Origin of the sequence: Candidatus Methylospira mobilis (assembly GCF_009498235.1) — a bacterium.
Classification (GTDB): domain Bacteria; phylum Pseudomonadota; class Gammaproteobacteria; order Methylococcales; family Methylococcaceae; genus Methylospira; species Methylospira mobilis.
The window spans coordinates 3,184,579-3,205,699 of sequence record NZ_CP044205.1; the positions used below are offsets into that span (position 1 = coordinate 3,184,579).

Here is a 21,121-nt window from a genome sequence, read left to right on the forward strand (position 1 = left end):
GGCGGATAAACTGTTGCGCCATATGTTGCATGCCTGGGCAGATACAAAGGCGACGGTATTTATCGACCGTCGCCGTCGGCAATCAATAGTTGTTGGATGCAGCCTTGGCTTTTTTCGCGTTAGGTCTCCAGCCAGTGCTGTCCTGCTTCAGGTATTCGATGATATCCATCTTTTCCTGATGAGTATAAGCCCTTGTTTTAGGGTAGACATGACCGCTATTACTGTTCCCGGCAATGCTGGTATCGAACTCGAAAAGCTTTACACTTTCCTTTTCGTTACCCTGTTTGCCGGACACGAAACCAAGGTTTACCGTATCCAGTTCATGGCTGCCTACCCAGAATTTCCTGGAGCGCTCAGCGGGCGCTGACAGCAACTCATAGATGTTCGGTACCGAACCGTTATGCAGGAAGGGTCCGGTAGCCCAAATACCCAGCAAAGGACCCGCTTTGATAGTATTCACGCCTGGTGATGTTGATCCTGGTGTTGCTTTCGTAAAATCACAGACTTCCTTTTGGTCAGGCGTAAAGCGGTAGCCTGAATATTTGCATTTATCCTCTAGACTGGCGTTTTGATCGGCAATGGCTTGCCCAACTACACCCGCTACGGAACCAAGGAACATTTCAGCGCCAGGAACGATGGGGGTATTTTTAAAGATTACGGGAGCAAGCGTACCTGTTACCGATAAACGCGACAGCAAGTTCGTCGTATAACTGGGGTCGGTGCCTACTTCGTTGAGCGGCGTGCCGGTAACCTTTATAAACCGCAGCTCCTTCATATTTTCCTTCGGGTCAGTCATATCACCAGCTGCAAACGGCGGCATGCTGTGACAGGACCGGCAGTCCCTATCAAACAACTGTTTACCCGCACTGGCTCGGCGCGTATCGATACGCCCAAACAAATCCTCGCGCCACGGCGGTGGATTCAGCTCTTTCAACCATTCTTCCATTTCGTACACCTGCTTCAGGAGTACGCTGGAGTGCAGTCTGTTTTTCGGGTCGGGATTGATGAAAGTCGTTTCACCAAATACGCCCAGCACTTCGCCCGCGTTACGGGAGATGGGGTTACCGGCCACAGGCACCCATTGCACAAAATCCAGATCAGGCGCTATCCATAAATGCGGGTAACTGACCGGCGCACTGGGTGGACGCAGATTATCCGGTTCCTTCAAATCAAACACCGCAAGCGCATTGATAATCTGGCCCAGCGCATCGATACGCCCCGCCCCTGCTGGCGACGGCGGAGTTCGCATCCAAATCTGCCCCTCCATGCGCGTTGCAAAGTCCAGATAGACTGACGACAGTTTGGCCAGTTCTTCTTCACTGGGGACATGACCATAAACAGTTTCAGCAAAATGATCGAATTTAGGATTTTTATAAGGCGGCGGCAACATCGGGCGAGTTGCCTTCACTGCGTCGGACAGCGCCTGAAAAAACGCACCGATATCGGCGAGCGTTGGCGCGCCGTCTATGCGTATGATTTTGCCTTTATAGGTAATATCATTGGTGTGGCAGGCCGCACAACTCATACCTACCCAGGGTCCTGTCAGGCCGTCGTTGACGGAATAAGGGGCACTGGGAAGTCTCGCCGGGTCCTTGGAAAATCCGATAGGCAAACCGTCCGGATTTCTTTCGCTTTTCTTGTCGTAAATCAAACCGAAACGGGCGATGTTGGCGGAGTCGGCGAATTTTGTCTCGCTATTCGGTTGCTCCAATGCCAAAAACCATTTGTAGGGCATCAAGCGTGATCCCTGCGGGGTATAGTAGAATAACTCCCGCATGGTCTGATCCCAATTCTGGTTGTAATTGTCGGCATTCAATTCGCTTTTATTGCTGATGTATGGCTCTGCATAACTTGCGGCAGTCACGTTACCGGAAAGACCAAGTATGAGTGTCGCAATGGCATGCAAGCTTACTACTTTCCGACTTATCTTGTTTGACCAGATCATAAACTATCCTCTGCGTTGTATGGATTATATTGTCTTACGTCTGTTTGCGCTGGAGTTGCGGGTATACTGCATATATCGAAATTGATAAGACTACTCACGCGGGTTCACGGTTTACAAAACCGATAGACTTCACTTATAACGCAGCGTCGTTGTCGAAAATTACGCAGACAGTGCCGTTCATACGCCGTAAATACAACCCCTGCGCAATACGGTGAGCCGATTAATAGACATTTTACGGAAGCGCCCCGAAATTGCGTTGAGGTTTGCAGCATTCATGTGTGCCGCAAGATGCTCTTAAATAGCCGATATTTTGAAATACAAACCTGTCCGACCTTTTATAATCAGGGTGGGACGGTAATAATCACCATCAACCCACCCTGATTTATCACACAGTAACTAAGTTAATTTAATTACAATTGTGGGGTCGATTCTGAAGAAATTTATGGGCCGTGGATTATTGATGTCGCTTACATCAATCAAAACCAGCTTCATCAAGTACGAAATACTGGCATTTTTCGCCTTCGCGCGCACAGTTGTCTGGGGGATTGATATATCGATTGTTGACGCATCTATCCAACGTTCCGCCGGTTGCTTGGCAGCGTTAAAGCCGGTTTTCACCGCGGCTACTTCCAATTCTGTTATTATGGTATTCGGCGGCGTTAAATTGTCGTTCCAATTTGACCCCGTATCAAATCCATACATGGACATGCTTCGATAGTTTGTATAGATAGGGTTTACTTCACTAACTATCCACTTAATGGTGTCATCCTTGCCCACCTGTAGAGAAAAACTGTCGCCATCACCTATCGAAATCGCGTCGGCAGGGTTGTCGCTGACCGCAGCCATACGGACGTTGTTTCTCCAATACATGTTGCCACCAACAGGTTGCTCCCATGTTCCTACGGCAGTTTGTTGTTTGAAGTAAAGCGTATTCACTTGCACATTAATCGTCCAAATCTTGCTCACGATGATTTCTCCTTGTTAAGTTATTACAAAATTACTGTTTGCATTGGCAACTATGCCGTTGAAGATATAATTTACATTTTTTACAAAGAAAACCGCTTGTTTCATTGTTTACGTCATACGAACCTCTCTTGTTTTATCCAATGATCACACCATCACAACCTCCCGACAAAAGCCCTGACTTATGGATGCCGCACCGACCAAAGGCGTCTGCCTTTTCTGCTTTAGCCTGGTTGGCGCATACAATCAATTTACTATAATTTTTGGACTGATTTTAATAACCCTCAAAACAGCAGGAACTTCTGTGTCGGCTATACCAACCACAGCAATATGCATATGACAGATTGTATTATTTGCTGAAGCATTTACTCGCTGTTGCTGCGGAACCACTATGTCCGCAGTAGCGGCGTTTAGCCATTGTTCCGCTGGTTCTTTTTTGGCGTTAAACCCTGTTTGTACAGATGCAATTGCTATTTCCTGCATTAGCTCTGGTAATAAATAAAAACCAGGAAGAGAGGCGCAGTTAATTTCGCTATTAAATCCGATCATATAAGATTTTATGCGATTCGCATAAACAGGATTTACATCGCTCAATACCCACTGAATAATGTCTTCACTATCCAACGGCAACACGATATTATCTCCGTCACCTACGACAATAGCGTCGCCAGGGTCATCACTAACGGCAGCTATATTGATATTGTTTTTATATAACGCACCCGCATCTGCCGGATGCTCCCATGTTCCTATTTCATTATCCTGCGTTGAAATGAAATATTGCGCGTTTACCTGTACATTTATTGTCCACACCTTCATGACAGTTTCTCGCATCCCTCAGCCCGACAAGCAGTAAATAAACAAGCTGACTCAATTCATCATGAACAAGGAGACCTTAAACCGCAAAATGGTCCGTATATATCTGAGTCAGGAAAAGTTATTCCAGTCGATCGACAGGAATACGCATCTTGGGAAGCACCGATTTAGTCGTTTCTTCATGAAAAATGATATTCAAGCCGTCGGTATTACCGAATCGTGCCGGAGCAGACTCGAATAAGTCGGCGCTTCTCCTGGTTTTTCCGGAACACAGTCTAAGGCTCAGACTTGTATGCAATTCATCACTGAAGCATTGATACCCATATCGGGCCGTGTCGTAACGCTCAAATAGTAATAAGAAACACTATTGGGCGCATATTTTGCGTAATCATGCGTTTGCATGAATGCGGCAATGCGCTGACGCTGGTTCTCCGTAATTTGAGCGTTGACAGAGGCATTGTCCGTCCACAAAGCGCTGTAAAAATCCGATACTGCCTGATATTGTTTTGGATGGCGGATCTGGTCATAGGGATATAAATCATGCAGGCTGGCCGCTGTGCCGTCGCCGGTCACCACGTCGTTGACTTGTGTCGTTGGCTCCATGACGGTGCCGATCTGATTTGCAATCAAATTGCGGCCTGTAACTTCCTGCGGGTTGGGTAGCGAGCCGAGCAATTCCTCATCGCTGACGCCCGGCTTCTGCGGCGGGGCTTTCTCCATGGCGAAAACGCCGTTGGGCAAAAAGCCCCAGCTCTGGAACATACTGTTGTTAACCGCCGTATGCTGTGCCGTTGCTGTAAAAAATAAATTAGTTAAGGCATGTTTGAGATAATTTTTGCTTGCAACCCAGGTATAGCGTTTAACGCCATCACGGTTAAAGGCGCCCTGCGCCATATTCATCCAGGCATTGGGGAGTGGATCTTTGACTACGGCAGCGTCATCGGCATAGGTCGCGTCAACCACGTTTCCCACGAATTGCTGAATTGCCTGCCACCAGATCTGACCGTCGTCTCGATAGGGGAAGGAAACCGGCAGGCTTGCGCTATCGATCTGACGGTTGGCCAGAGTTTGAGGGAAGGCCATCGCATCGAAGCTGTAGTTCTGGTAAAGATTGTTGATAATCTGATAAATACCGATACGACCGGTAGGAAAAAATCTATCGCAAAACTTGCCCTTGTGATACAGGCCGGGTATAGGATCGGTAGCCGTAACGTCGTAGACCCCGCTGGTGCGAATGCAAACTTTTTTTAGATGCGGCGTCATCAGCACCATGAGCGGGTGCGTTTCCGCAGACGGATCCTGCTCAATCAGGTTTAGCGCGGCAATCGAGAAAATCATCACGATGCTATGGGTATTGAATAAATGGGTACCGCCATACCACCAGTGAAAATCGGCATAACCCACCCAAAGTTTGGCCAGCAGCCAGGAATTGGCATCGTCGTGAGGCGTGAAGATATAGGCATTGTTTATGGAATCGATTTGAATTGCCAAAGGCATCAGTTCGTTTCCCTCTACGCTAAAAAAGGCGACAGGCACGCTGAAATAAGAGCCTTCTCGCACAAACCGTCTGGTTTGTACATTGCCCAGTACCGGCCGGTAATCGCAGATAAACAACCCGTTCCTGCCGTGGGCAGCCCGTAACGCGGCAATCAGTGCATTTTTATTGTGCGCACCGGCGCTGGTATTCACAAACTGATCGAGACCGTCATCCCTGCCATTGTATTTGGCGATCACGTTGGGATTGGCCCCGCCCAAGCGCTGACGGGCAAATTCGGCGTCGTCATCGATCCAGTACCCGGTCAGCGTGTCGATCTGTTTCTGGGTAAATACCGTAGTGTCCCACATATTCCATGTATAACGTTGCCGGATTTGTTCGGTCGCCGGCCCGACATAGGTTTGCCCTGGCACGTTTTTATTAATATAAGCCGCCTCTTTTACGATCTGAGCCATCCGTTCATTCTTCAGGCGATCATCGTCCGGAGTAAACTGCCAGCTTTTTGGTATGGTATTCTTATCGTTAAGCCAGGGCGTGGTAGTCGCACTGAAATTGCCTGCTACCGGGTACTGGTCGGTCGAATATGCCAGATCGGATGCGTTGAACTGATAAACGTAATTAGTAATAACATTCTGACTTCGTATTGCACTCATTAGTATTGGCTTCTCTAGTTACGGTAATGGTTTAAAAATCAGTCACACATTCATCTTCCGCTCGAAACCGCCCTATGCCACGCAAACGCTATTCGCGCTCCTGAAAAAGCGATATTTAGAACTTCTGGTTTTTTCGTGATATGGCAAAAGTCAGGGCCGCCCGTTGTGCATTCAAGCGAAATGACTGGCCGGAAAACGCATGGCTGCAAGTTTCCCGCTAGTTGCCGGCTGCAAAGCGAACTCATCAGCAACGCATGTTAATGCGACAGTGGCTACGAACTGTTTTTAATGCTAGCATCCGGAACGCCTCCTTTATAGCTGTCAAATCTGACAGCTGGTTTCGAGGTTGTCGGATTGATACTATTCAAGCTTTTTCTGTATACGGATGGCGCTGGCGCATAAACCCACAGACTTTGGGCGGCGAGGACTTTCTGCAGCGAAACCAACAGAGGAAAATACCGGCAAACGCGGTGCGCACTTGACGCACTCGGATACAGAGAGGCCCAAGCGCTGCCCGATACTCCATGCGCTGTTCGGTCTGCATTACCGCTCAGTGGAAGGATTTGCTCGATTACTGATGGAAGTGATGGAACTTGATTTTCCGGACCGGGGCATACGCAAATGCCGCGACGCGCCCAAAGCCGGGGGGCTTATGATTCAACGCGGCGAGAAAAAAGACCCGCGAACTCAGCGGAGGATAGAAGCTGAAAGGGAGGTCAATGGCGTCATGTTTGCCACGGCAGTGGTCTGACAGCAATTCGACCGTTGCTGCCATGTATAAAAGCACTCGCCGGCGCTTGCTGTGAATCAGGTATACAGATCCGAATTGGCCGCGCATTCGAATGCTCAAAGCTTATCGAAGTGTGAATCCCTCCAACAACATTGAAGGTTAAGCCGTTGATGCTTCGACAGGCTCTGCGCCAGCGGCTTACCTCGGTGCAGGGCGGAATATTCGCACTGCCGGGATAACGCCGAAAACAGGAATGTCCCTATCTCCCAAAAACCCCGTTAAACAACTGCTTCATCGCCTCCCAGGACGCCTTGTCCGCCGCGGCATTGTAAGCCAGCGGCATGTTGTTGGCCTTGCCGAGCCTGTCCGCATCCGGATTGGTAAAGCCGTGTACGGCGCCGGGATAGTTTATAAAACGATAGTCCGCGCCGGCATGCTGCATTTCCTGCTCGAAAGCCCTGATGCTGTCCTGCGTAATGAAACTATCGTCGGCGCCGTTTAAGACCAGAACCCGTGCCTTGACCGCGCCGGGCTGCGCAGGCGTACGGGTAACCAGGTTGCCGTGAAAACTGGCTACCGCCGCCAGATCAACACCCTGACGCGCCATGTTCAACACCGTAGCGCCGCCGAAACAATAGCCTATCGCCGCGGTCTTTTTCGAGGCATCCACCATCGGCTGACGCTCAAGCAGCGCTTTGGCCGCAAGAAAACGTTCGCGCGCCACATCCGCATGCTCGAGCACATTATTCATGAACCCGGACGCGTCGGATGCATGTTCGGTCGATTTTCCTTCGCCATACATATCGACCGCCAACGCGGTATAACCCAGCCCGGCGAGCATGCGGGCTCGTTCCCGCGCATAATCATTCAATCCCCACCATTCATGCACGACCAGCACCGCCGGCTGTTTCGTACCGTAGGCGTCGTCCCAAACCAGGTATCCCTTTAGAAGAACATTCCCGGCACGGTAGTCCACGACCCGCTCGTGCAACGCGGCGTGCAAAGGGGGACTGAACAGCAAAAGCAGTAAAATCAGAAAACGCTTCATGGTGTACTCCTGTGATCAAAAAGTCGCGCGGCCAAAACCTCCGCAGGTTTTTGCACATTAATCAAACCAATACCGTCAACATCCGCAGTACGAGGCGCCCACTCGCTATCCGCCAGCTCTTTTATTTCACGGGCGACGCCGTTCCCCCTGCCTTTGGCGATCGTAACATGCGGTTTCCATAAATCAGGAGCACGGTATTCGGGAGCGGCTGTGGAACCGGAAAAGATATTCAGGCTTCGCAAGTAACCGTCTTGCAATGCAAACGATGGCACGGGCTCTACAAACACAACGCTACGCCGTCCCGAAAAAATATTTATTCCATTCAACTCAACGACAAATGCATTCAAGCCGTCAGCAACCCGGTCGAAACGGATCAGCACGCCGTCCTGATCCGCGTCGTCGAAAACCAGTAACGACAGATGCGGCCACAGCTTGCCGTCCAGGCCGAAGCCCGGCGCGCGAGCAGCCAGCTTTTCCTGCAACTGTTGCAAAATGAGGTGCGTTTGCCGGTCGAACGTGAGATAAATGCAATAACGCATGAGGGTCTACCCGGTTACCTAAAGGCGGCCTGTCATGAGTATACACAGCCGCATGGCCAAGGGATTGGTACTGAAGCAGGCCTTTTCCGGCGACACGCACCATGAGACACATTTAAGTTACTGGGAATGGAAATGAATCAGGCGCGGCCGGCTCGAAGCTGGCGACGTGATTAATATGCGCAGCCTGACAGAGCTCAAAAAACTGCTGAAACGTCATAAAAAAACGCAGTACCTATCCTGCCACCCTTGCTCGTTCCTACCACGCTTTTCAGATGGAGATTTATTCGGCGTCCTATTCCAAAACACCTGTCATCCGCAAAGTCCGTTGACTGAATAGTTCAGAACGATAGGCAACATGCGCGGTGATGTGTCACAAAAAATCAAGCGGACGGAGCGGGTGAACCAAGCCTGGAGCGCCGCGCCATAGATACGCCCATGTAATGCCGACCGGAACCTGATGGGGTATTCACGGCGCGATTCGACTTGATGCGGCTTACCGAGCCCGAACGCGACCCGGATTATTCGTCTTGCCTATGGAGCTTCTGACGCCTCGGCCACTGGTGGCGCTTCAGCTGCCGATGCTTCCTCAACCGGAGCCGGGGCCAGTTTCCTTTCAATCTCAGGAAGGATGCAGTCAGTAAGAAAAATATCGAAGTCTTTCAAAATAATCTGCTTCACAGGCTCCATTTCAAAAACTTCTCCGGCCCGGTTGCCTGCTTGTACAATTTTCACAACATCTTCAACAATGGAGCTTAACTCAGTTGTGAGTTTCTCCTTCATTTTCGGCAGAATTACGCCCAGCTGAATTTTAAAAGCTAAATCGTCTGACATTGCTTTCTCCCTATATTGAAAAGTTTCGCGGTTAAAGTAACAAGGCTACATTATATGAGTAGATACAAAACAATCAACACATACGCAACACCTTGGCGCCGCGGATATGTTTTTCCTTCAACTCAAGCAGCGCGCGGTTCGCATCTTCCAGAGCGTATTCCTCAATGTCGGGCTTGATGCCGGCTTCCGCTGCCAGACGCAGGAATTCGCGCACATCGTAGCGGCTGACGTTGGCTACGCTTTTGATTTCCTTTTCCAGCCATAAATGCTCGGGATAATGCAGCCGCAACAAGGCCTTCTTATCGCTGTCTTCCTTGCGGATCGCATTGATCACCAGCCGTCCGCCCGGCTTGAGCCGGCGCAATGCTTCGACAACCGGCGTCCACGCCGGTGTGGTGTCGATAACGGCATCGAGCCTTTCGGGCGGCTGTTCGCCGGTATCCCCGGCCCATTCCGCGCCGAGCTCCAGTGCAAAATCGCGCTCCTTGCCGCTACGGGCGAAAACGAACAAGCGCGCAGCCGGAAACCGATGGCGCACCAGCTTCGCCACCAGATGCGCCGACGCGCCAAAACCGGTCAGCCCCAGAATCCCACCATCCTGCAACCCGGTCAGGCGCAACGATCTGTAGCCGATGGCCCCCGCGCAAAGCAGTGGTGCGGCTTCTGCATCAGTAAAGACTCCAGGAATCCGATGCGCAAATGCCGCCGACACCGTCATCAGTTCCGCATAGCCGCCATGGACATCGCGCCCGGTAGCCTGAAACTGCGCGCACAGGTTTTCGTCGCCGCGCCGGCAATAACCGCACAGCCCGCAAGCGGAAAATATCCACGCCACACCGACACGCTCACCGATAGTAAAACCGGCTGCATCTTTTCCCATTGCCAAAACGCTGCCTACCGCCTGATGTCCGAGTATAACAGGCAGTCGCGGCGGCATGCGGCCTTCAATCTCATCCAGCTCGGTATGGCAAACCCCGCACGCGCTTACGCGGATCAACAATTCATCGGCTGCCGGACTGGGATCGGGCCTTTCGACCAGCCGCAAAGGCTCCGGACTATCTCTCAGCAAACCGGTTTGTTCGAGCAGCATCGCGCGCATTGTCTAACCCTTTATCGTAGACGAAATGGATATCGATTCAACCGCGCAGGCTTGCGTATCGATAATTTTTCGGCTGTTTGGCTCAACTCCGCCCCATCACCACGCGAATACGCTGCGGCCCGTATTGCTGCTCGAACTTGCCGTAATGCCCCGCCAATGCCGCTCCGCATTCGGGACACGCGCCGCCGTCCGTCACCCGGTAGTCGTTTATCGCATACCAATCGCGAACGATAAGCGGGGTTAGGCAGGCGGCGCAGCGGGTGGTGCCGCCCTCTACATCGCGTATATTACCGGCATAAACGTAGGACAGACCGGCCGCATGCGCGATGCCCCGCGCCATTTGCAATGTCTGCGGCGGAGTAGCCTCCAGCTCGGTCATCTTGTAATGGGGATGGAATGCGGAGAAATGCAGAGGCACGTCGCAGCCGAGCTCCTTCGCTATCCAGTCGCACATCCTGCCGATTTCATGTTCGCTGTCATTGTAGCCGGGTATCAACAGCGTTGTCAGTTCGAACCAGACATCGGTTTCGTGTTTAAGATAGACCAGCGTATCCAGCACCGGTTGCAGATGCGCGCCGGTCAGCTTGAAATAGAACTCGTCGGTGAACGCCTTCAGGTCTACATTGGCGGCATCCATTTTCGCGTAAAACTCGCGCCGCGGCTGATCGTGCATATAGCCTGCCGTCACCGCGACGGTCTTAACGCCCTGTTCACGGCAGGCATCGGCCACGTCCATGGCGTATTCGGCGAATATCACCGGATCGTTGTAGGTAAAAGCGACGCTTCTGCAATCCGTTTCCCGGGCGGCGCGCGCAATATCCTGCGGGCCGGCCAGATCGGTCAAACGATCGAAATCGCGCGATTTGGAAATGTCCCAGTTCTGGCAGAACTTACAGGCGAGATTACACCCAGCAGTGCCGAACGACAAAATACGGGAACCCGGATAGAAATGAAACAGCGGTTTTTTCTCTATCGGATCGACGCAAAAGCCGGAACTGCGGCCATAGGTAGTCAGCACCATCGCGTCATCGATACAGGCGCGCACAAAACACGCGCCGCGCTGACCTTCGCGCAGCTTGCAGTCGCGCGGGCAAAGATCGCACTGGATACGTCCGTCGTCCAGTTTATGCCAGTATCGGGCCGGGTAACGCTCGGTAATATCTATTGCGTCGTTCATGGTTTGCCTCCCGAATATTCGTGTTCGCAATACTTGATCACCGTGTAGCGCGACAGCTTTACCCCTTCCGCCCAGAAATCGGCGGGAAACCCGGCTTTGAGTTTCAAATGCGCAAGAAACTCGCGCGGCTGCGGCAATTGCTCCCACACCTGCGGCAAAAATGTGCTGCGGTGATGCCCATATTCAAAAATAACGCCGTCCATATGCGGCCGCAACTGCGCCAGCGCATCCGCTTCGTCCCTGACCGTCATCGACTGGGCGGAGGATAGCAATGAAATTTCGATGTCGGTGATATCGAACTCCTCGACCGTCAACGGCTCAAAGCGCGAATCGCGAAAAGCGGCGGATACCGCGTTGTTCTTTACATCGGCAAGCAATGAACGATATGCGCGCAGACTGCCGATGCACCCCCGCAGCTGTCCCTGCTTAGTAAGCGTGACGAAGCAGGCCGCCTTCTCAGTCAGCCACGGCGCACTTTCATCGGCGAAGGCCGCCCGCCCCAACTCACCCGCAATCGCCGCGCGTGCAATCTGCAGCAACAATTTACCCTGTTCAGTGGACATAACCGGCCTCCTCGGTAAATGCGAAAGACGCGTAGCCCACTACGCCGTCGCGCGGTCCTGCCGTGTCGCCGGAGTTACGCAGATCGAGCAGATGGGGTTTCAGGCTATGGCGGTTTGCAGCGAGCAATAGCCCGTTTATCGGAGTGGCGCCGCAAGCCTGCTCGTGGTTTAGTCCCGACTCCAGCCGGAGTATCGACTGTGCCGTGGCGGAATCTATACGTTTTGCAGTATCGTACGGCCGATAATGGGAAAGATCTGAACTGATTACGATCAAGGTTTCATCCCCGCCCCATAACAATTCCAGCACCCCGCTTACTTCCTGCGCAGAAGCTTCGCCGACCGCCAGCGGCAACAGTTTGAATGCGGGCAGCACGGTTTGCAAAAACGGCAGTTGCACTTCCAGGGAGTGTTCCTGCGCATGGCATTGCGGACTGGTGATAATCTGCGGCAGCCCGGAGATCAGTTGCACCGCATCCTGATCAAGCTCAATCAGACCGAGAGGCGTGGCAAAGGCATCGACGCCCGGCAAAGCCAGACCTCGTACCGCGACCCGATGAGCCGGACCCAGCAACACCACCCGGCGTATGGGCGACGCGAATCGTTGCAGGGCGGCATAAGCAACGGCAGCGACGGCAGCGGAATAGATATAACCGGCATGCGGCACGATCAAGGCTTTAGGCTTCAGATAAAAGGGGCGCGCCGATGCCAGAAACGCGCGCACATCGTGCGTTAAAACATAATCCGCGCGTGGATAAAACGTTCCCGCAACCGCGGGGTGGCGTACAGTTTGCATGGCGTACCTCCTGGCAGCTTATTGCCGGAATGGGGTCGACATGAGTTAAAAACAAGGGTTTAAATATAAAAACCGGGATAACTATTCAGATCATTAGAGCCTTCTACGTAAAACGCATCATCGAAAAGGGGCTGCAATGTAGTCTTCGAATGAAACACTTTTGCAGGAGCGGGCTAAAGCCCACTCCTGCAGTGATATACAACAGTAGCTGAATAGTTTACGATTTTTCCACACAGACCGGGCAGATGCCTTCCTCACGTATTTCGTAAGCTGTAATCGAGAGGCCCGGAGCAACGAAGCTAAATAATTGAAAAGCCGAGAGTCTGTTAACTCTGCGGCCCTATGCTGCGCCCACCCAATCAATCTGCATCAGAACAGCCGATTGCTGTTTCCTGTAAGCACTCTCTCCGTAAGTTAATGGCAAACCTTTGAAGGCTCATCATTTGCAAATGATGCGCCCTTTTCCGGATTTACTGTTTAGGTATCAACGGAATCTCGGTACCCAGCTTTAAATCGCTCGCTGCATTCCACACGCTTTCAACCTGCACAAAGCGCATCGCCATCCTGTTGGTCAGTGCCTTTGCTATTTTTTTATAGTAGGTTTTCAGCACATCGGTTCGGGATTGGCGAACCTCGAACATGTTTTTTACCAATTCGGCGGCCTTGTCTTCCGACACATCATCATAGTTGTCGGCGTAATCCTGAATCACCTGCCATTTGCGATCGTGAACCTTAATCAGATCCCCTTCGTACTGGTTATAAAGCGTCCAGAACCTCTTGGCTTCATCGTCGTTCAACTTCAGGGAGGATTTCACGAACTCACGATGATCCAGGCGCAGCCCGGCGCGCAGCAGGCTTAATGTACCCTGCTCGTCGGCAGAAGGCGGAACGGCCGGAGCTGCCGCATTGGCAGCCGGCGCCTCGGCGTAAGCCAGTCCCGAAAAAGCTCCGAAAATTAGCAGTAAAACAAAAACCGATTTTTTCATATTCATACAGCATCCTTCAAAAGTATTCAGTGAATAACCAGACGACATGCACGTCGCGCGAGTACTCTAGCATGCCGCCTGTTATAAACGAAAGCGCATCAAACCCGACCAGCTTTGCCGGGCAGGAAATACCTGAGCGTCAGCGATGACACTCGCACAGGATTGTCGTATCCTGCCCAGTATCGATGCCCCGTCCAGCACAACCCAGGAGTTTGAGCAGTGCGCAACCCGATTCCGATCCTGATGTACCATCAGATTGATACGCCGCCGGCTAAAGGCACGCCTATGCGTGGTTTGACGGTTTCACCCGTTTCATTCCGCAGACAAATGGCGCTGCTGTCCACATTGGGCTATCACGGCTTATCAATGCGCGACCTGGAGCCCTACCTGGACGAAAGGCGGCGTGGCAAAGTATTCGGCATTACCTTTGACGACGGTTACCGCAACAACCTGGAGCACGCGCTGCCCGAATTACAGCGCCACCGTTTCACTGCAACCTGCTACGGCTTATCGGGCCTATCAGGCGGCTGCAATCAGTGGGACGCGGAAATCGGCGTTCCGCAAAAGCCATTGATGAACGATGACGACTGGCGGCAATGGCTGGCGGCCGGCATGGACGTCGGTTCCCATACCCGCTATCACCTTGATCTGACAACGCAGGACGACGCAACAGCCAAAGCCGAAATTCAGGAATCGAAAAACGAACTCGAACAGCGTCTGGGCGCTGAAATACGTCACTTCTGTTACCCGTATGGCCGTTTTAGCGAGCGGCACCAGCATATGGTGCGAGAGGCGGGTTATGTCACCGCCACCACCACACGCCGAGGACGCGTCGCTGAAAACGACGACCGCTTTGCGTTGCGCCGCGTGCTGGTTGCCAAATCAACCGATCCCCTGCGCTTCTGGATCAAGATAGCCACCGCCTATGAAGACCGCCGTGGCTGAATCAACGCAGCTGCAGCGACTGAAGATCGCGGTATTGAACCGTCAATTCACCTCCAGAGCAGGCGGAGCCGAACATTACTCGGTAAGAATGGTCGAACTGCTTGCGCAACGTCACGACATTCACGTTTATGCTCAGCAGATAGAACATGTCTGTCCCGGCGTCAGCTACCACCGGGTTCCGCTGTTGCTGGCGCGTCCGCGCTGGCTGAATCAGCTTTGGTTTGCCGTTTACACCTGGTGGCGGACTCGCGCAAATGCTTTCGATATCGTGCATTCGCACGAGAACACATGGCACGGACAAGTGCAGACCGTCCATGTGCAACCGATCAAACAAGGCCTGTTCTTCAATCGTAAAGGATGGCGTCTGGCGAAACGCCGGCTGCAAGTGGCAACCAGCCCACGTTTATGGACTTATCTCCTGCTGGAAAAAGCCCGTTTCAGCCCCCGGCCCGGCCGAGTGGCGATAGCCGTGTCGCTATCCACGCTGTCCGACCTGTTGCGCGAATATCCGCTATTGCAAGACCACGCCATAGCGCTGTCTCCAGGCGTGGACCTGCCGGCGCTCGCGCCCACGCCTGACGAACGAGCGAGTCAACGCAACTTCGCGCGACTAGGTCTGGGACTGCCCCAGCAGGGATACCAAATATTATTTATCGGTAATGACGCCAACAAGAAAGGCTTGCCTACCCTGATGCGCGCATTGGCCACTCTGCCCGACGCAGTGCATCTGACAGCCATCACCCATCGCACTCATATTCCGGCGCTTCAGGCGCAAGCCCAAGCGCTGACTATCAGTTCCCGGGTTCATTTTCTTGAACAACTGGCTGATATTACACCGGCCTACCGCTCCGCGGACATGCTCGCCCACCCCACGCACGAAGACAGCTTCGGCATGGTGGTGCTGGAGGCAATGGCGCATGCGCTCCCTGTTGTCGTCAGCGCGCCGCGTTGGTGCGGCATTGCGGCTGAACTGCAAGCGGGCAAGCAAGCCCTGTTTCTGGAAAATCCGGATGATGCCCCCGCACTGGCGGCGCTGGTGACGCAAATACTGACAGACGCCGCACTGGCTGAACGGCTGGCGCGCGCGGGGCGCAGTTTTGCCGAAAATCACAACTGGTCCGCCAAGGCGTTACAACAAGAAGCAATTTATTATCGAATATATAGAAAACCGGGAAAATCGCACCGCATAGTGTTCCCTATTCAATACCAATAGTGGGACAATGGCCGCTTTTTTGGGAATGCCGACCGGGATGCCGTGAAGCGCGTACGGAATCGATTTCCCAACAAGCCTTAACTAGCCAGCGAGGAGCCGCCATGGAAAAACCCTTTATTCTGCACATGTTCACCCCTGAAAAAAATCTGAGCCCGTTCGACGTCAACATGGCGCTGGATGCCGGATGGAGTTCGGTTATTCCTTATACACATGTGGAAGCTTCCGAGATTACCGCGCTGGTTCAGGATGCAATTTTTTCGCGCGGCCCCAAAGGAGTCAAACGCACCGGGATATTTATCGGCGGGCGCGATGTAAAAACGGCGATGGATATGGTGCGCGCCGCGCAAAAATCCATGGTGCCGCCTTTCGAAGTTTCGGTATTCGCCGATCCCAGCGGCGCTTTTACCACCGCAGCAGCCATGGTTGCAATGGTCGAGCATGAACTGGTTCGCAAAACGGGCATCGGGTTTGCTGGAACCCGGGTATTGGCGTTGGGCGGCACCGGACCGGTAGGACAGGTTGCAGCCGTGCTGGCGGCGCGCGCCGGCGCGAAGGTCAAAATCGTCGGACGTCAGCTGGAAAAAGCCCAAAATATCGCCGCCCTTTGTAATGAAGCGTACGGCGCAGGCAAAACCGGGATTGAGGGCGCAGCAGACGCGGACAAGGCGGAATTGATCAAAACAGCCGATGTCGTGTTTGCAACAGCCGCAGCAGGCTTCGAAGTGTTGAGCGCGGAGCTGGTCGCCGCCGCAGCGGCCCTCAAGGTAGCCGCCGATGTCAACGCGGTGCCGCCTTCAGGCGTAGCCGGACTTGACGCGCATCACAATTGCATTCCGCTTGCCGGTTCGGGCAGCGGCGCCGTTGGCATTGGGGCGCTGGCCATAGGCAATATCAAATACCAGACCCAGAACAGACTGCTGAATTTGATGCATATTCAAACGGACGGCAAACCGGTTTATCTGCATTATGAACATGCCTTCGAAGCAGCCCGGCTGTTTACATCCATGTCTTAAGCAAAAACAGTGTCCCGCGCCGATTTATCGCCCTTGCACAAACAATCGACGCATCGACAGCAAACCGGGATGCCTCGGCACCTTCACCCGGAAGGGTGTGAAGGTGAAGTAAAACCTTACTATTCAATAGCGCCGGGCTTGACATCACAATAGAGGCGCACATAACGTTATGCAAGACCGACTAAGACGGCGCGGTTGACAGGCCGACTGCTTCCTCGTATCACGACACAGCCTTAGCCTCAGCTTCCCAAGCGGCAGGTGAGTGGTTAAGCAATAAAGCAGTATCGGATGTAAGCCCAGCTTCCTTCACGCAGTGTTTAAGAACGACTATTTTCAGGAGAGAAATTTATGGAAAAGCGCTCCATCATTCACTTGTTCGACCCCATGCCGCACACCAGCCCGTTCGATTTGAACATGGCTGCCGATGCAGGGTTTGAGGTTTTACTTCCTTACAGTAACGTCGATATCAATGAAATCAACGGCCTGATACAGGATGCCATCTTTTCGCGCGGGCCGTCCGGCGTCAAACGGACAGGCATTTTTATCGGCGGACGCGATATCGGCCTGGCTTTGGATATGCTTGCGACAGCAAAAAAGGCCATGGTGCCGCCATTCGAAGTTTCCATACTCGCCGACCCCAGCGGCGCTTTCACGACGGCAGCCGCCCTGGTTGCCTGCGTGGAGCACCAGCTAAAACAAAAACATAATACCGAACTCAGCGGGTTGCGCGCCGTGGTTTTCGGCGGCACCGGCCCGGTAGGTCTGGCAACCGCAGTTATTGCTTCGCTGGCCGGCGCCGTTACGCTGATTTCCGACCATCTTTCCGTCGACACCGCTCTGCAGAAAGCAGATGAATACAATCGCCGCTGCGGGTCATCCTTGGAAGGTACTTATGCCGGTTCGGAAGCGGATAAAGCGCGCCTGATCTCAACCGCGGATATCGTATTCTGCACGGCCAGAGCCGGCATTGAGGTGTTGGGCGCTTCGGTGCAAGCCGATGCACATCAGCTGAAAGTCGCGGGCGACGTCAACGCAGTGCCGCCGCTCGGCATCAAGGGAATCAAGCTCAAGGATAATGGCGCGCCATTACAATACGCCATCAACAGCCCCGGTTCGGTGGGCATTGGAGCGCTCGCGGTAGGAGACATCAAGTACCAGCTCCAGCATCACCTGCTGACGCAAATGCTGAACACCGACAAACCGGTATACCTGGATTTTCGCGATGCGTTTGAGCAGGCGCGTATATTGGTAAAACAACTTTAGCCTCGCCTAAAAAAACCCCCGAGCCGTCAAGCGCGGGGGTTTTCAACTCAAATACTTCGCAGCCGAATCTTATTTGGCGTGAGCTTCTGCGTTGATTTTTTCAAACCCGGTTACTGCCTTGCTCAGAGGATCAACAGCCTTGGCGGTATCGCCAGCTTCACAGGCATTCTGGCCTTCTCTAACAAGTTTCATTGCGTCCTGAGCCGGTTTGCCAGACGGTGCGCCGGTCAGTTCCTTGTAATGCTGCTTGGCCGCTTTGATGGCGCTCAAGCAGCCTTCCTTATTACCGGCCTGGGCGGCAGCCAGTGCTTCTTTGGTGGTTGTGACGGTCAAGTTCAAGTGCTCGAGAACGCCTTCCGTATTTTCAGCCGCGAATGCAACGGAACCGCCCAGCGCCAATACGCCGCCCAAAATCAAACCGCCCAGAGTTTTAGAATGTTTCATTGTGTATCTCCTCAAATGTATGTTTTTTATATGCAAAACTTTACAGTACGCGCTATGCGTCTTGAAGCCCCACCCCATCGACGGGAACAATACCTCAAAACACCTTCAGTTCTACCGGCAAATATCATAATGACTAAAGCCGAGTAAGACATAAGCTCAGGAACCGCTTCTACACCACCCCCGATGCTCCCATAATTCTAGTATCTTTGTCATGTTTCTGTAAAGTTTTATCTAGGCATGCGTCTGGAAAATAACACTTGAATTCCCGGAAAATGCATTTGCCGGTCACTTTTACATCAGAGACTGATACCGGCATGCAACAGCGCCTTACCCCAGACCTCATCCGGATCGTCAGAAAAAATGAGCGACGGGTCAGCCGGAGCAACCAGCCGGTCGCCGCGCGCCAATTCATGATCCAGCTGTCCAGGGCTCCAGCCGGCATAACCGAGCACCAAGCGCGACTGTTTCGGTCCGTTGCCTTCGGCAAGCGCTTGCAGGACATCCGGCCCCGTCGAAAGCGCAACGCCCTTTCCCAACTGCCGGGTACCGGCGCCCATATCATCCGGCAAGTGCAAAGTCAAACCCCGATCTATTTCCGCCGGGCCGCTCAGGTAGAGTTGGACGGGGAAGTCTTGACTCGGACGGGGAATAGCCTCGGCGATACCGCAGACCAATAACAGTAGCGCAAACAGTACGCATGCGAGGTTTGGAGGTTTCATCATCGGCGCAATCTCCTGACTTAAGCCAATCTCCGTCTGGTTCCTACTACACAACAGTGGAAATGTCGACCGGTCCGGCAGTGTAGATTGAGGTGCGCAGAGCATGAGCTTCAGCTTCGCAGGCTCCCAATTCGTAGTAACATTTACACAACGCTTAAACTATGGCGACAACCTCGGTTTTTCGGAATAAAGCAATTTCAGTAAATCACCTTAAGGAAGCCTCGTAATGAAACCTCATAAAACGTCTACCCGTCTTTCCTCGCTCGCTATCATCGCGCTATGCTTCACACCCTGGTTTGTTGCCGCTGCGGGGCAAACATCAGCGCAAACGTTGCCATCCTCAGTTACCAACACAGCCGCGCAGATATCAAATGCGGCCAATCAGGTCGCCGGCGGCGCAGCCGCAGCCAATAGCGCGTTATCCAATCTTGCGCTGGCTTCCACACTGGCGCGGCAACTCAACATCACCCCGCAGCAAGCACTGGGAGGAGCGGGATCGATTTTCTCGATTGCCAAGCAACAGCTAAACCCGACGGATTTTTCCCAGCTTAGCAAAGCGGTGCCGGATATCAATCAATACCTGACGGCGGCTGCGCCACTGCTGTCATCCTCCTCGAACACCACAGCGTTGCTGGGTTCCGCCGCCGGTCTACTGGGAGGACAAGGCAGCTCTCTTAGCGAATTGGCTACTCTCGCCGGATCGTTCCAAAAACTGGGACTAAGCCCCGACCTGATACAGCAATTCGTTCCGATCATGCTCCAGTACGTGCAATCCCAGGGCGGCAGCACTGCTGCAAGCCTTCTGAAAAACGCATTGCTTTAATTAATGCGCGCCGCCTCGACAGCCTTACAGCAGCAACAGCGCAATAGTTAGTCCTTGATTGGATTAAGCGCTGACGCCGCCACGTCGTCCGCTCACTCTATGGCGGACAGAACGGAACTGGAGTAACATCGCGTTGTCATAGAGCTATCTGTAGCTTGTAGCCCGGACGAACAACATAACTGGAGAATATTTCCAATGAATCGTTACACTACCATCACTCAAACCCGCCCAGGATTACTGGAATCCCATAAGGTTCTGCGCAATACCTATGCGCTGTTATCGATGACGCTGCTGTTCAGCGCCGCTGCCGCAGGATTGTCGATGGCGTTTGCACTGCCGCACCCCGGAATATTGATTACGCTGGTAGGCTACTTCGGCCTGCTGTTCCTGACCAACCGCTTCAGCAACAGCGCCTGGGGCATATTGTGCGTGTTTGCATTGACCGGTTTCATGGGGCTGACGCTGGGTCCGATATTAAACGTTTACGTTCATCAACTCGGCAACGGCACGGAACTGGTCATGACCGCTCTCGGCGGCACCGGATTGATCTTCGTGAGCCTTTCCGCCTATGCGCTGACCACGCGCAAGGATTTCAGCTTTATGGGCGGCATGCTGATGACCGGCGTGCTGGTAGCCTTTATCATCGGTTTGGTGGCTGTGTTCATGCCTGAAATGACCAGCCTGCATCTGGCGGTATCGGCCATGTTCATACTGCTGATGTCCGGCATGATCCTGTTCCAGACCAGCGAAATCATCCATGGCGGCGAAACCAACTACATCATGGCCACGGTTTCGTTGTATGTGACCATTTTCAATCTGTTCACCAGCTTGCTGCAGATACTTGGCATATTGAGCAGCGACGATTAACGGCGCCTCCCTGGATTCGGGAGCGGAAGGAAGCGCTCCCGCGTTGATTGACGGTCCCGGATGAAATGCACTGCAAGGACAATGGCGCTACCAAAAGAACGACAAGGGCAGTCGTACCTGCCTGCCGAGCTACTCCTGCTATTATAGCGTGGCTATTCAGCCTACTACCCGCAGGCGAGGAAATGTGGTGAGTCAGGCG

21 protein-coding genes are annotated in these 21,121 nt (G+C 53.0%); 7 read left to right on the forward strand and 14 right to left on the reverse strand.

Annotated features, from left to right (window positions below; all coding sequences use genetic code 11):
• Positions 1-82: 82 nt before the first annotated feature.
• From F6R98_RS14495 to F6R98_RS14510, 4 genes are all read right to left on the reverse strand, one after another.
• Entirely contained in the window at positions 83-1,945 is a 1,863-nt protein-coding gene (locus F6R98_RS14495) for a di-heme-cytochrome C peroxidase (protein ID WP_153249657.1), read from the reverse strand.
• Between the two features lie 396 nt (positions 1,946-2,341).
• On the reverse strand, positions 2,342-2,911 hold the full coding sequence (locus F6R98_RS14500) for a hypothetical protein (RefSeq protein WP_153249658.1): 570 nt from the start codon (positions 2,909-2,911) through the stop codon (positions 2,342-2,344).
• Between the two features lie 243 nt (positions 2,912-3,154).
• Positions 3,155-3,724: a hypothetical protein gene (locus F6R98_RS14505; protein ID WP_153249659.1), complete on the reverse strand. Its 570-nt coding sequence runs from the start codon at positions 3,722-3,724 to the stop codon at positions 3,155-3,157.
• 279 nt (positions 3,725-4,003) lie between these two features.
• Positions 4,004-5,869 carry a lipoxygenase family protein gene (locus F6R98_RS14510; RefSeq protein WP_153249660.1) on the reverse strand — a complete coding sequence of 622 codons (1,866 nt, stop codon included), beginning with the start codon at positions 5,867-5,869 and terminating at the stop codon, positions 4,004-4,006.
• 478 nt (positions 5,870-6,347) lie between these two features.
• Here F6R98_RS14510 and F6R98_RS14515 point away from each other — a divergent pair, with 478 nt between their 5' ends.
• Positions 6,348-6,620 carry a hypothetical protein gene (locus tag F6R98_RS14515; RefSeq protein ID WP_153249661.1) on the forward strand — a complete coding sequence of 91 codons (273 nt, stop codon included), beginning with the start codon at positions 6,348-6,350 and terminating at the stop codon, positions 6,618-6,620.
• Positions 6,621-6,858: 238 nt separating this feature from the next.
• Here F6R98_RS14515 and F6R98_RS14520 read toward each other — a convergent pair whose 3' ends face one another.
• From F6R98_RS14520 to F6R98_RS14550, 8 genes are all read right to left on the reverse strand, one after another.
• Positions 6,859-7,647, reverse strand: coding sequence for a dienelactone hydrolase family protein (locus tag F6R98_RS14520; protein WP_153249662.1), 789 nt, complete (start codon positions 7,645-7,647; stop codon positions 6,859-6,861).
• Positions 7,644-8,186 (reverse strand): 2'-5' RNA ligase family protein, encoded by a 543-nt coding sequence (locus F6R98_RS14525; RefSeq protein WP_153249663.1) that lies wholly within the window; start codon positions 8,184-8,186, stop codon positions 7,644-7,646. Before F6R98_RS14525 ends, F6R98_RS14520 begins: the two co-directional genes overlap by 4 nt.
• Before the next feature lie 531 nt (positions 8,187-8,717).
• Entirely contained in the window at positions 8,718-9,017 is a 300-nt protein-coding gene (locus F6R98_RS14530) for a hypothetical protein (protein WP_153249664.1), read from the reverse strand.
• Between the two features lie 73 nt (positions 9,018-9,090).
• Complete coding sequence (locus F6R98_RS14535) at positions 9,091-10,116, reverse strand: zinc-dependent alcohol dehydrogenase family protein (protein WP_153249665.1); 1,026 nt, start codon at positions 10,114-10,116, stop codon at positions 9,091-9,093.
• Positions 10,117-10,198: 82 nt separating this feature from the next.
• Positions 10,199-11,293 carry an AmmeMemoRadiSam system radical SAM enzyme gene (amrS, locus tag F6R98_RS14540; protein WP_153249666.1) on the reverse strand — a complete coding sequence of 365 codons (1,095 nt, stop codon included), beginning with the start codon at positions 11,291-11,293 and terminating at the stop codon, positions 10,199-10,201.
• Positions 11,290-11,856 (reverse strand): AmmeMemoRadiSam system protein A, encoded by a 567-nt coding sequence (amrA, locus tag F6R98_RS21660; protein ID WP_194269956.1) that lies wholly within the window; start codon positions 11,854-11,856, stop codon positions 11,290-11,292. Before amrA ends, amrS begins: the two co-directional genes overlap by 4 nt.
• Positions 11,846-12,649: an AmmeMemoRadiSam system protein B gene (gene amrB, locus F6R98_RS21665; protein WP_194269957.1), complete on the reverse strand. Its 804-nt coding sequence runs from the start codon at positions 12,647-12,649 to the stop codon at positions 11,846-11,848. Before amrB ends, amrA begins: the two co-directional genes overlap by 11 nt.
• A 470-nt stretch (positions 12,650-13,119) precedes the next feature.
• Positions 13,120-13,641, reverse strand: a complete 522-nt coding sequence (locus F6R98_RS14550) for a hypothetical protein (protein WP_153249667.1) — start codon at positions 13,639-13,641, stop codon at positions 13,120-13,122.
• A gap of 213 nt (positions 13,642-13,854) precedes the next feature.
• Between F6R98_RS14550 and F6R98_RS14555 the strand changes: the two genes are divergently transcribed.
• The 4 genes from F6R98_RS14555 (at position 13,855) to F6R98_RS14570 (ending at position 18,069) form a co-directional block, all read left to right on the forward strand.
• A complete protein-coding gene (locus tag F6R98_RS14555) occupies positions 13,855-14,580 on the forward strand; it encodes a polysaccharide deacetylase family protein (RefSeq protein ID WP_228124887.1) in 726 nt (241 codons plus the stop codon).
• Positions 14,573-15,793, forward strand: coding sequence for a glycosyltransferase family 4 protein (locus tag F6R98_RS14560; RefSeq protein WP_228124888.1), 1,221 nt, complete (start codon positions 14,573-14,575; stop codon positions 15,791-15,793). The genes F6R98_RS14555 and F6R98_RS14560 overlap by 8 nt, the downstream gene beginning before the upstream one ends.
• A gap of 101 nt (positions 15,794-15,894) precedes the next feature.
• Entirely contained in the window at positions 15,895-16,806 is a 912-nt protein-coding gene (locus F6R98_RS14565; protein ID WP_153249669.1) for an NAD(P)-dependent methylenetetrahydromethanopterin dehydrogenase, read from the forward strand.
• Positions 16,807-17,154: 348 nt separating this feature from the next.
• The gene (locus tag F6R98_RS14570; protein ID WP_153249670.1) at positions 17,155-18,069 is read left to right on the forward strand and encodes an NAD(P)-dependent methylenetetrahydromethanopterin dehydrogenase; all 915 of its coding nucleotides are present in this window, start codon (positions 17,155-17,157) and stop codon (positions 18,067-18,069) included.
• Between the two features lie 69 nt (positions 18,070-18,138).
• On the opposite strand, the gene F6R98_RS14575 is transcribed toward F6R98_RS14570, so the two are convergent.
• The gene (locus F6R98_RS14575) at positions 18,139-18,513 is read right to left on the reverse strand and encodes a small metal-binding protein SmbP (protein WP_153249671.1); all 375 of its coding nucleotides are present in this window, start codon (positions 18,511-18,513) and stop codon (positions 18,139-18,141) included.
• Positions 18,514-18,809: 296 nt separating this feature from the next.
• Positions 18,810-19,235: a YqgE/AlgH family protein gene (locus F6R98_RS14580; protein ID WP_228124889.1), complete on the reverse strand. Its 426-nt coding sequence runs from the start codon at positions 19,233-19,235 to the stop codon at positions 18,810-18,812.
• A gap of 223 nt (positions 19,236-19,458) precedes the next feature.
• On the opposite strand from F6R98_RS14580, the gene F6R98_RS14585 reads away from it, so the two are divergent.
• Positions 19,459-20,055 (forward strand): DUF2780 domain-containing protein, encoded by a 597-nt coding sequence (locus F6R98_RS14585; RefSeq protein ID WP_153249673.1) that lies wholly within the window; start codon positions 19,459-19,461, stop codon positions 20,053-20,055.
• 195 nt (positions 20,056-20,250) lie between these two features.
• Entirely contained in the window at positions 20,251-20,922 is a 672-nt protein-coding gene (locus tag F6R98_RS14590; protein ID WP_153249674.1) for a Bax inhibitor-1/YccA family protein, read from the forward strand.
• Positions 20,923-21,121 lie beyond the last annotated feature (199 nt).

Coding starts and splice junctions, on each gene's coding strand:
- amrB (WP_194269957.1), bottom strand. CDS start 12,649: ATGCAAACTGTACGCCACCCCGCGGTTGCGGGAACGTTTTATCCACGC.
- F6R98_RS14535 (WP_153249665.1), bottom strand. CDS start 10,116: ATGCGCGCGATGCTGCTCGAACAAACCGGTTTGCTGAGAGATAGTCCG.
- F6R98_RS14575 (WP_153249671.1), bottom strand. CDS start 18,513: ATGAAACATTCTAAAACTCTGGGCGGTTTGATTTTGGGCGGCGTATTG.
- F6R98_RS14590 (WP_153249674.1), top strand. CDS start 20,251: ATGAATCGTTACACTACCATCACTCAAACCCGCCCAGGATTACTGGAA.
- F6R98_RS14580 (WP_228124889.1), bottom strand. CDS start 19,235: ATGATGAAACCTCCAAACCTCGCATGCGTACTGTTTGCGCTACTGTTA.
- F6R98_RS14505 (WP_153249659.1), bottom strand. CDS start 3,724: ATGAAGGTGTGGACAATAAATGTACAGGTAAACGCGCAATATTTCATT.
- F6R98_RS14585 (WP_153249673.1), top strand. CDS start 19,459: ATGAAACCTCATAAAACGTCTACCCGTCTTTCCTCGCTCGCTATCATC.
- amrA (WP_194269956.1), bottom strand. CDS start 11,856: ATGTCCACTGAACAGGGTAAATTGTTGCTGCAGATTGCACGCGCGGCG.
- F6R98_RS14520 (WP_153249662.1), bottom strand. CDS start 7,647: ATGAAGCGTTTTCTGATTTTACTGCTTTTGCTGTTCAGTCCCCCTTTG.
- F6R98_RS14510 (WP_153249660.1), bottom strand. CDS start 5,869: ATGAGTGCAATACGAAGTCAGAATGTTATTACTAATTACGTTTATCAG.
- F6R98_RS14565 (WP_153249669.1), top strand. CDS start 15,895: ATGGAAAAACCCTTTATTCTGCACATGTTCACCCCTGAAAAAAATCTG.
- F6R98_RS14570 (WP_153249670.1), top strand. CDS start 17,155: ATGGAAAAGCGCTCCATCATTCACTTGTTCGACCCCATGCCGCACACC.
- F6R98_RS14525 (WP_153249663.1), bottom strand. CDS start 8,186: ATGCGTTATTGCATTTATCTCACGTTCGACCGGCAAACGCACCTCATT.
- amrS (WP_153249666.1), bottom strand. CDS start 11,293: ATGAACGACGCAATAGATATTACCGAGCGTTACCCGGCCCGATACTGG.
- F6R98_RS14495 (WP_153249657.1), bottom strand. CDS start 1,945: ATGATCTGGTCAAACAAGATAAGTCGGAAAGTAGTAAGCTTGCATGCC.
- F6R98_RS14550 (WP_153249667.1), bottom strand. CDS start 13,641: ATGAATATGAAAAAATCGGTTTTTGTTTTACTGCTAATTTTCGGAGCT.
- F6R98_RS14530 (WP_153249664.1), bottom strand. CDS start 9,017: ATGTCAGACGATTTAGCTTTTAAAATTCAGCTGGGCGTAATTCTGCCG.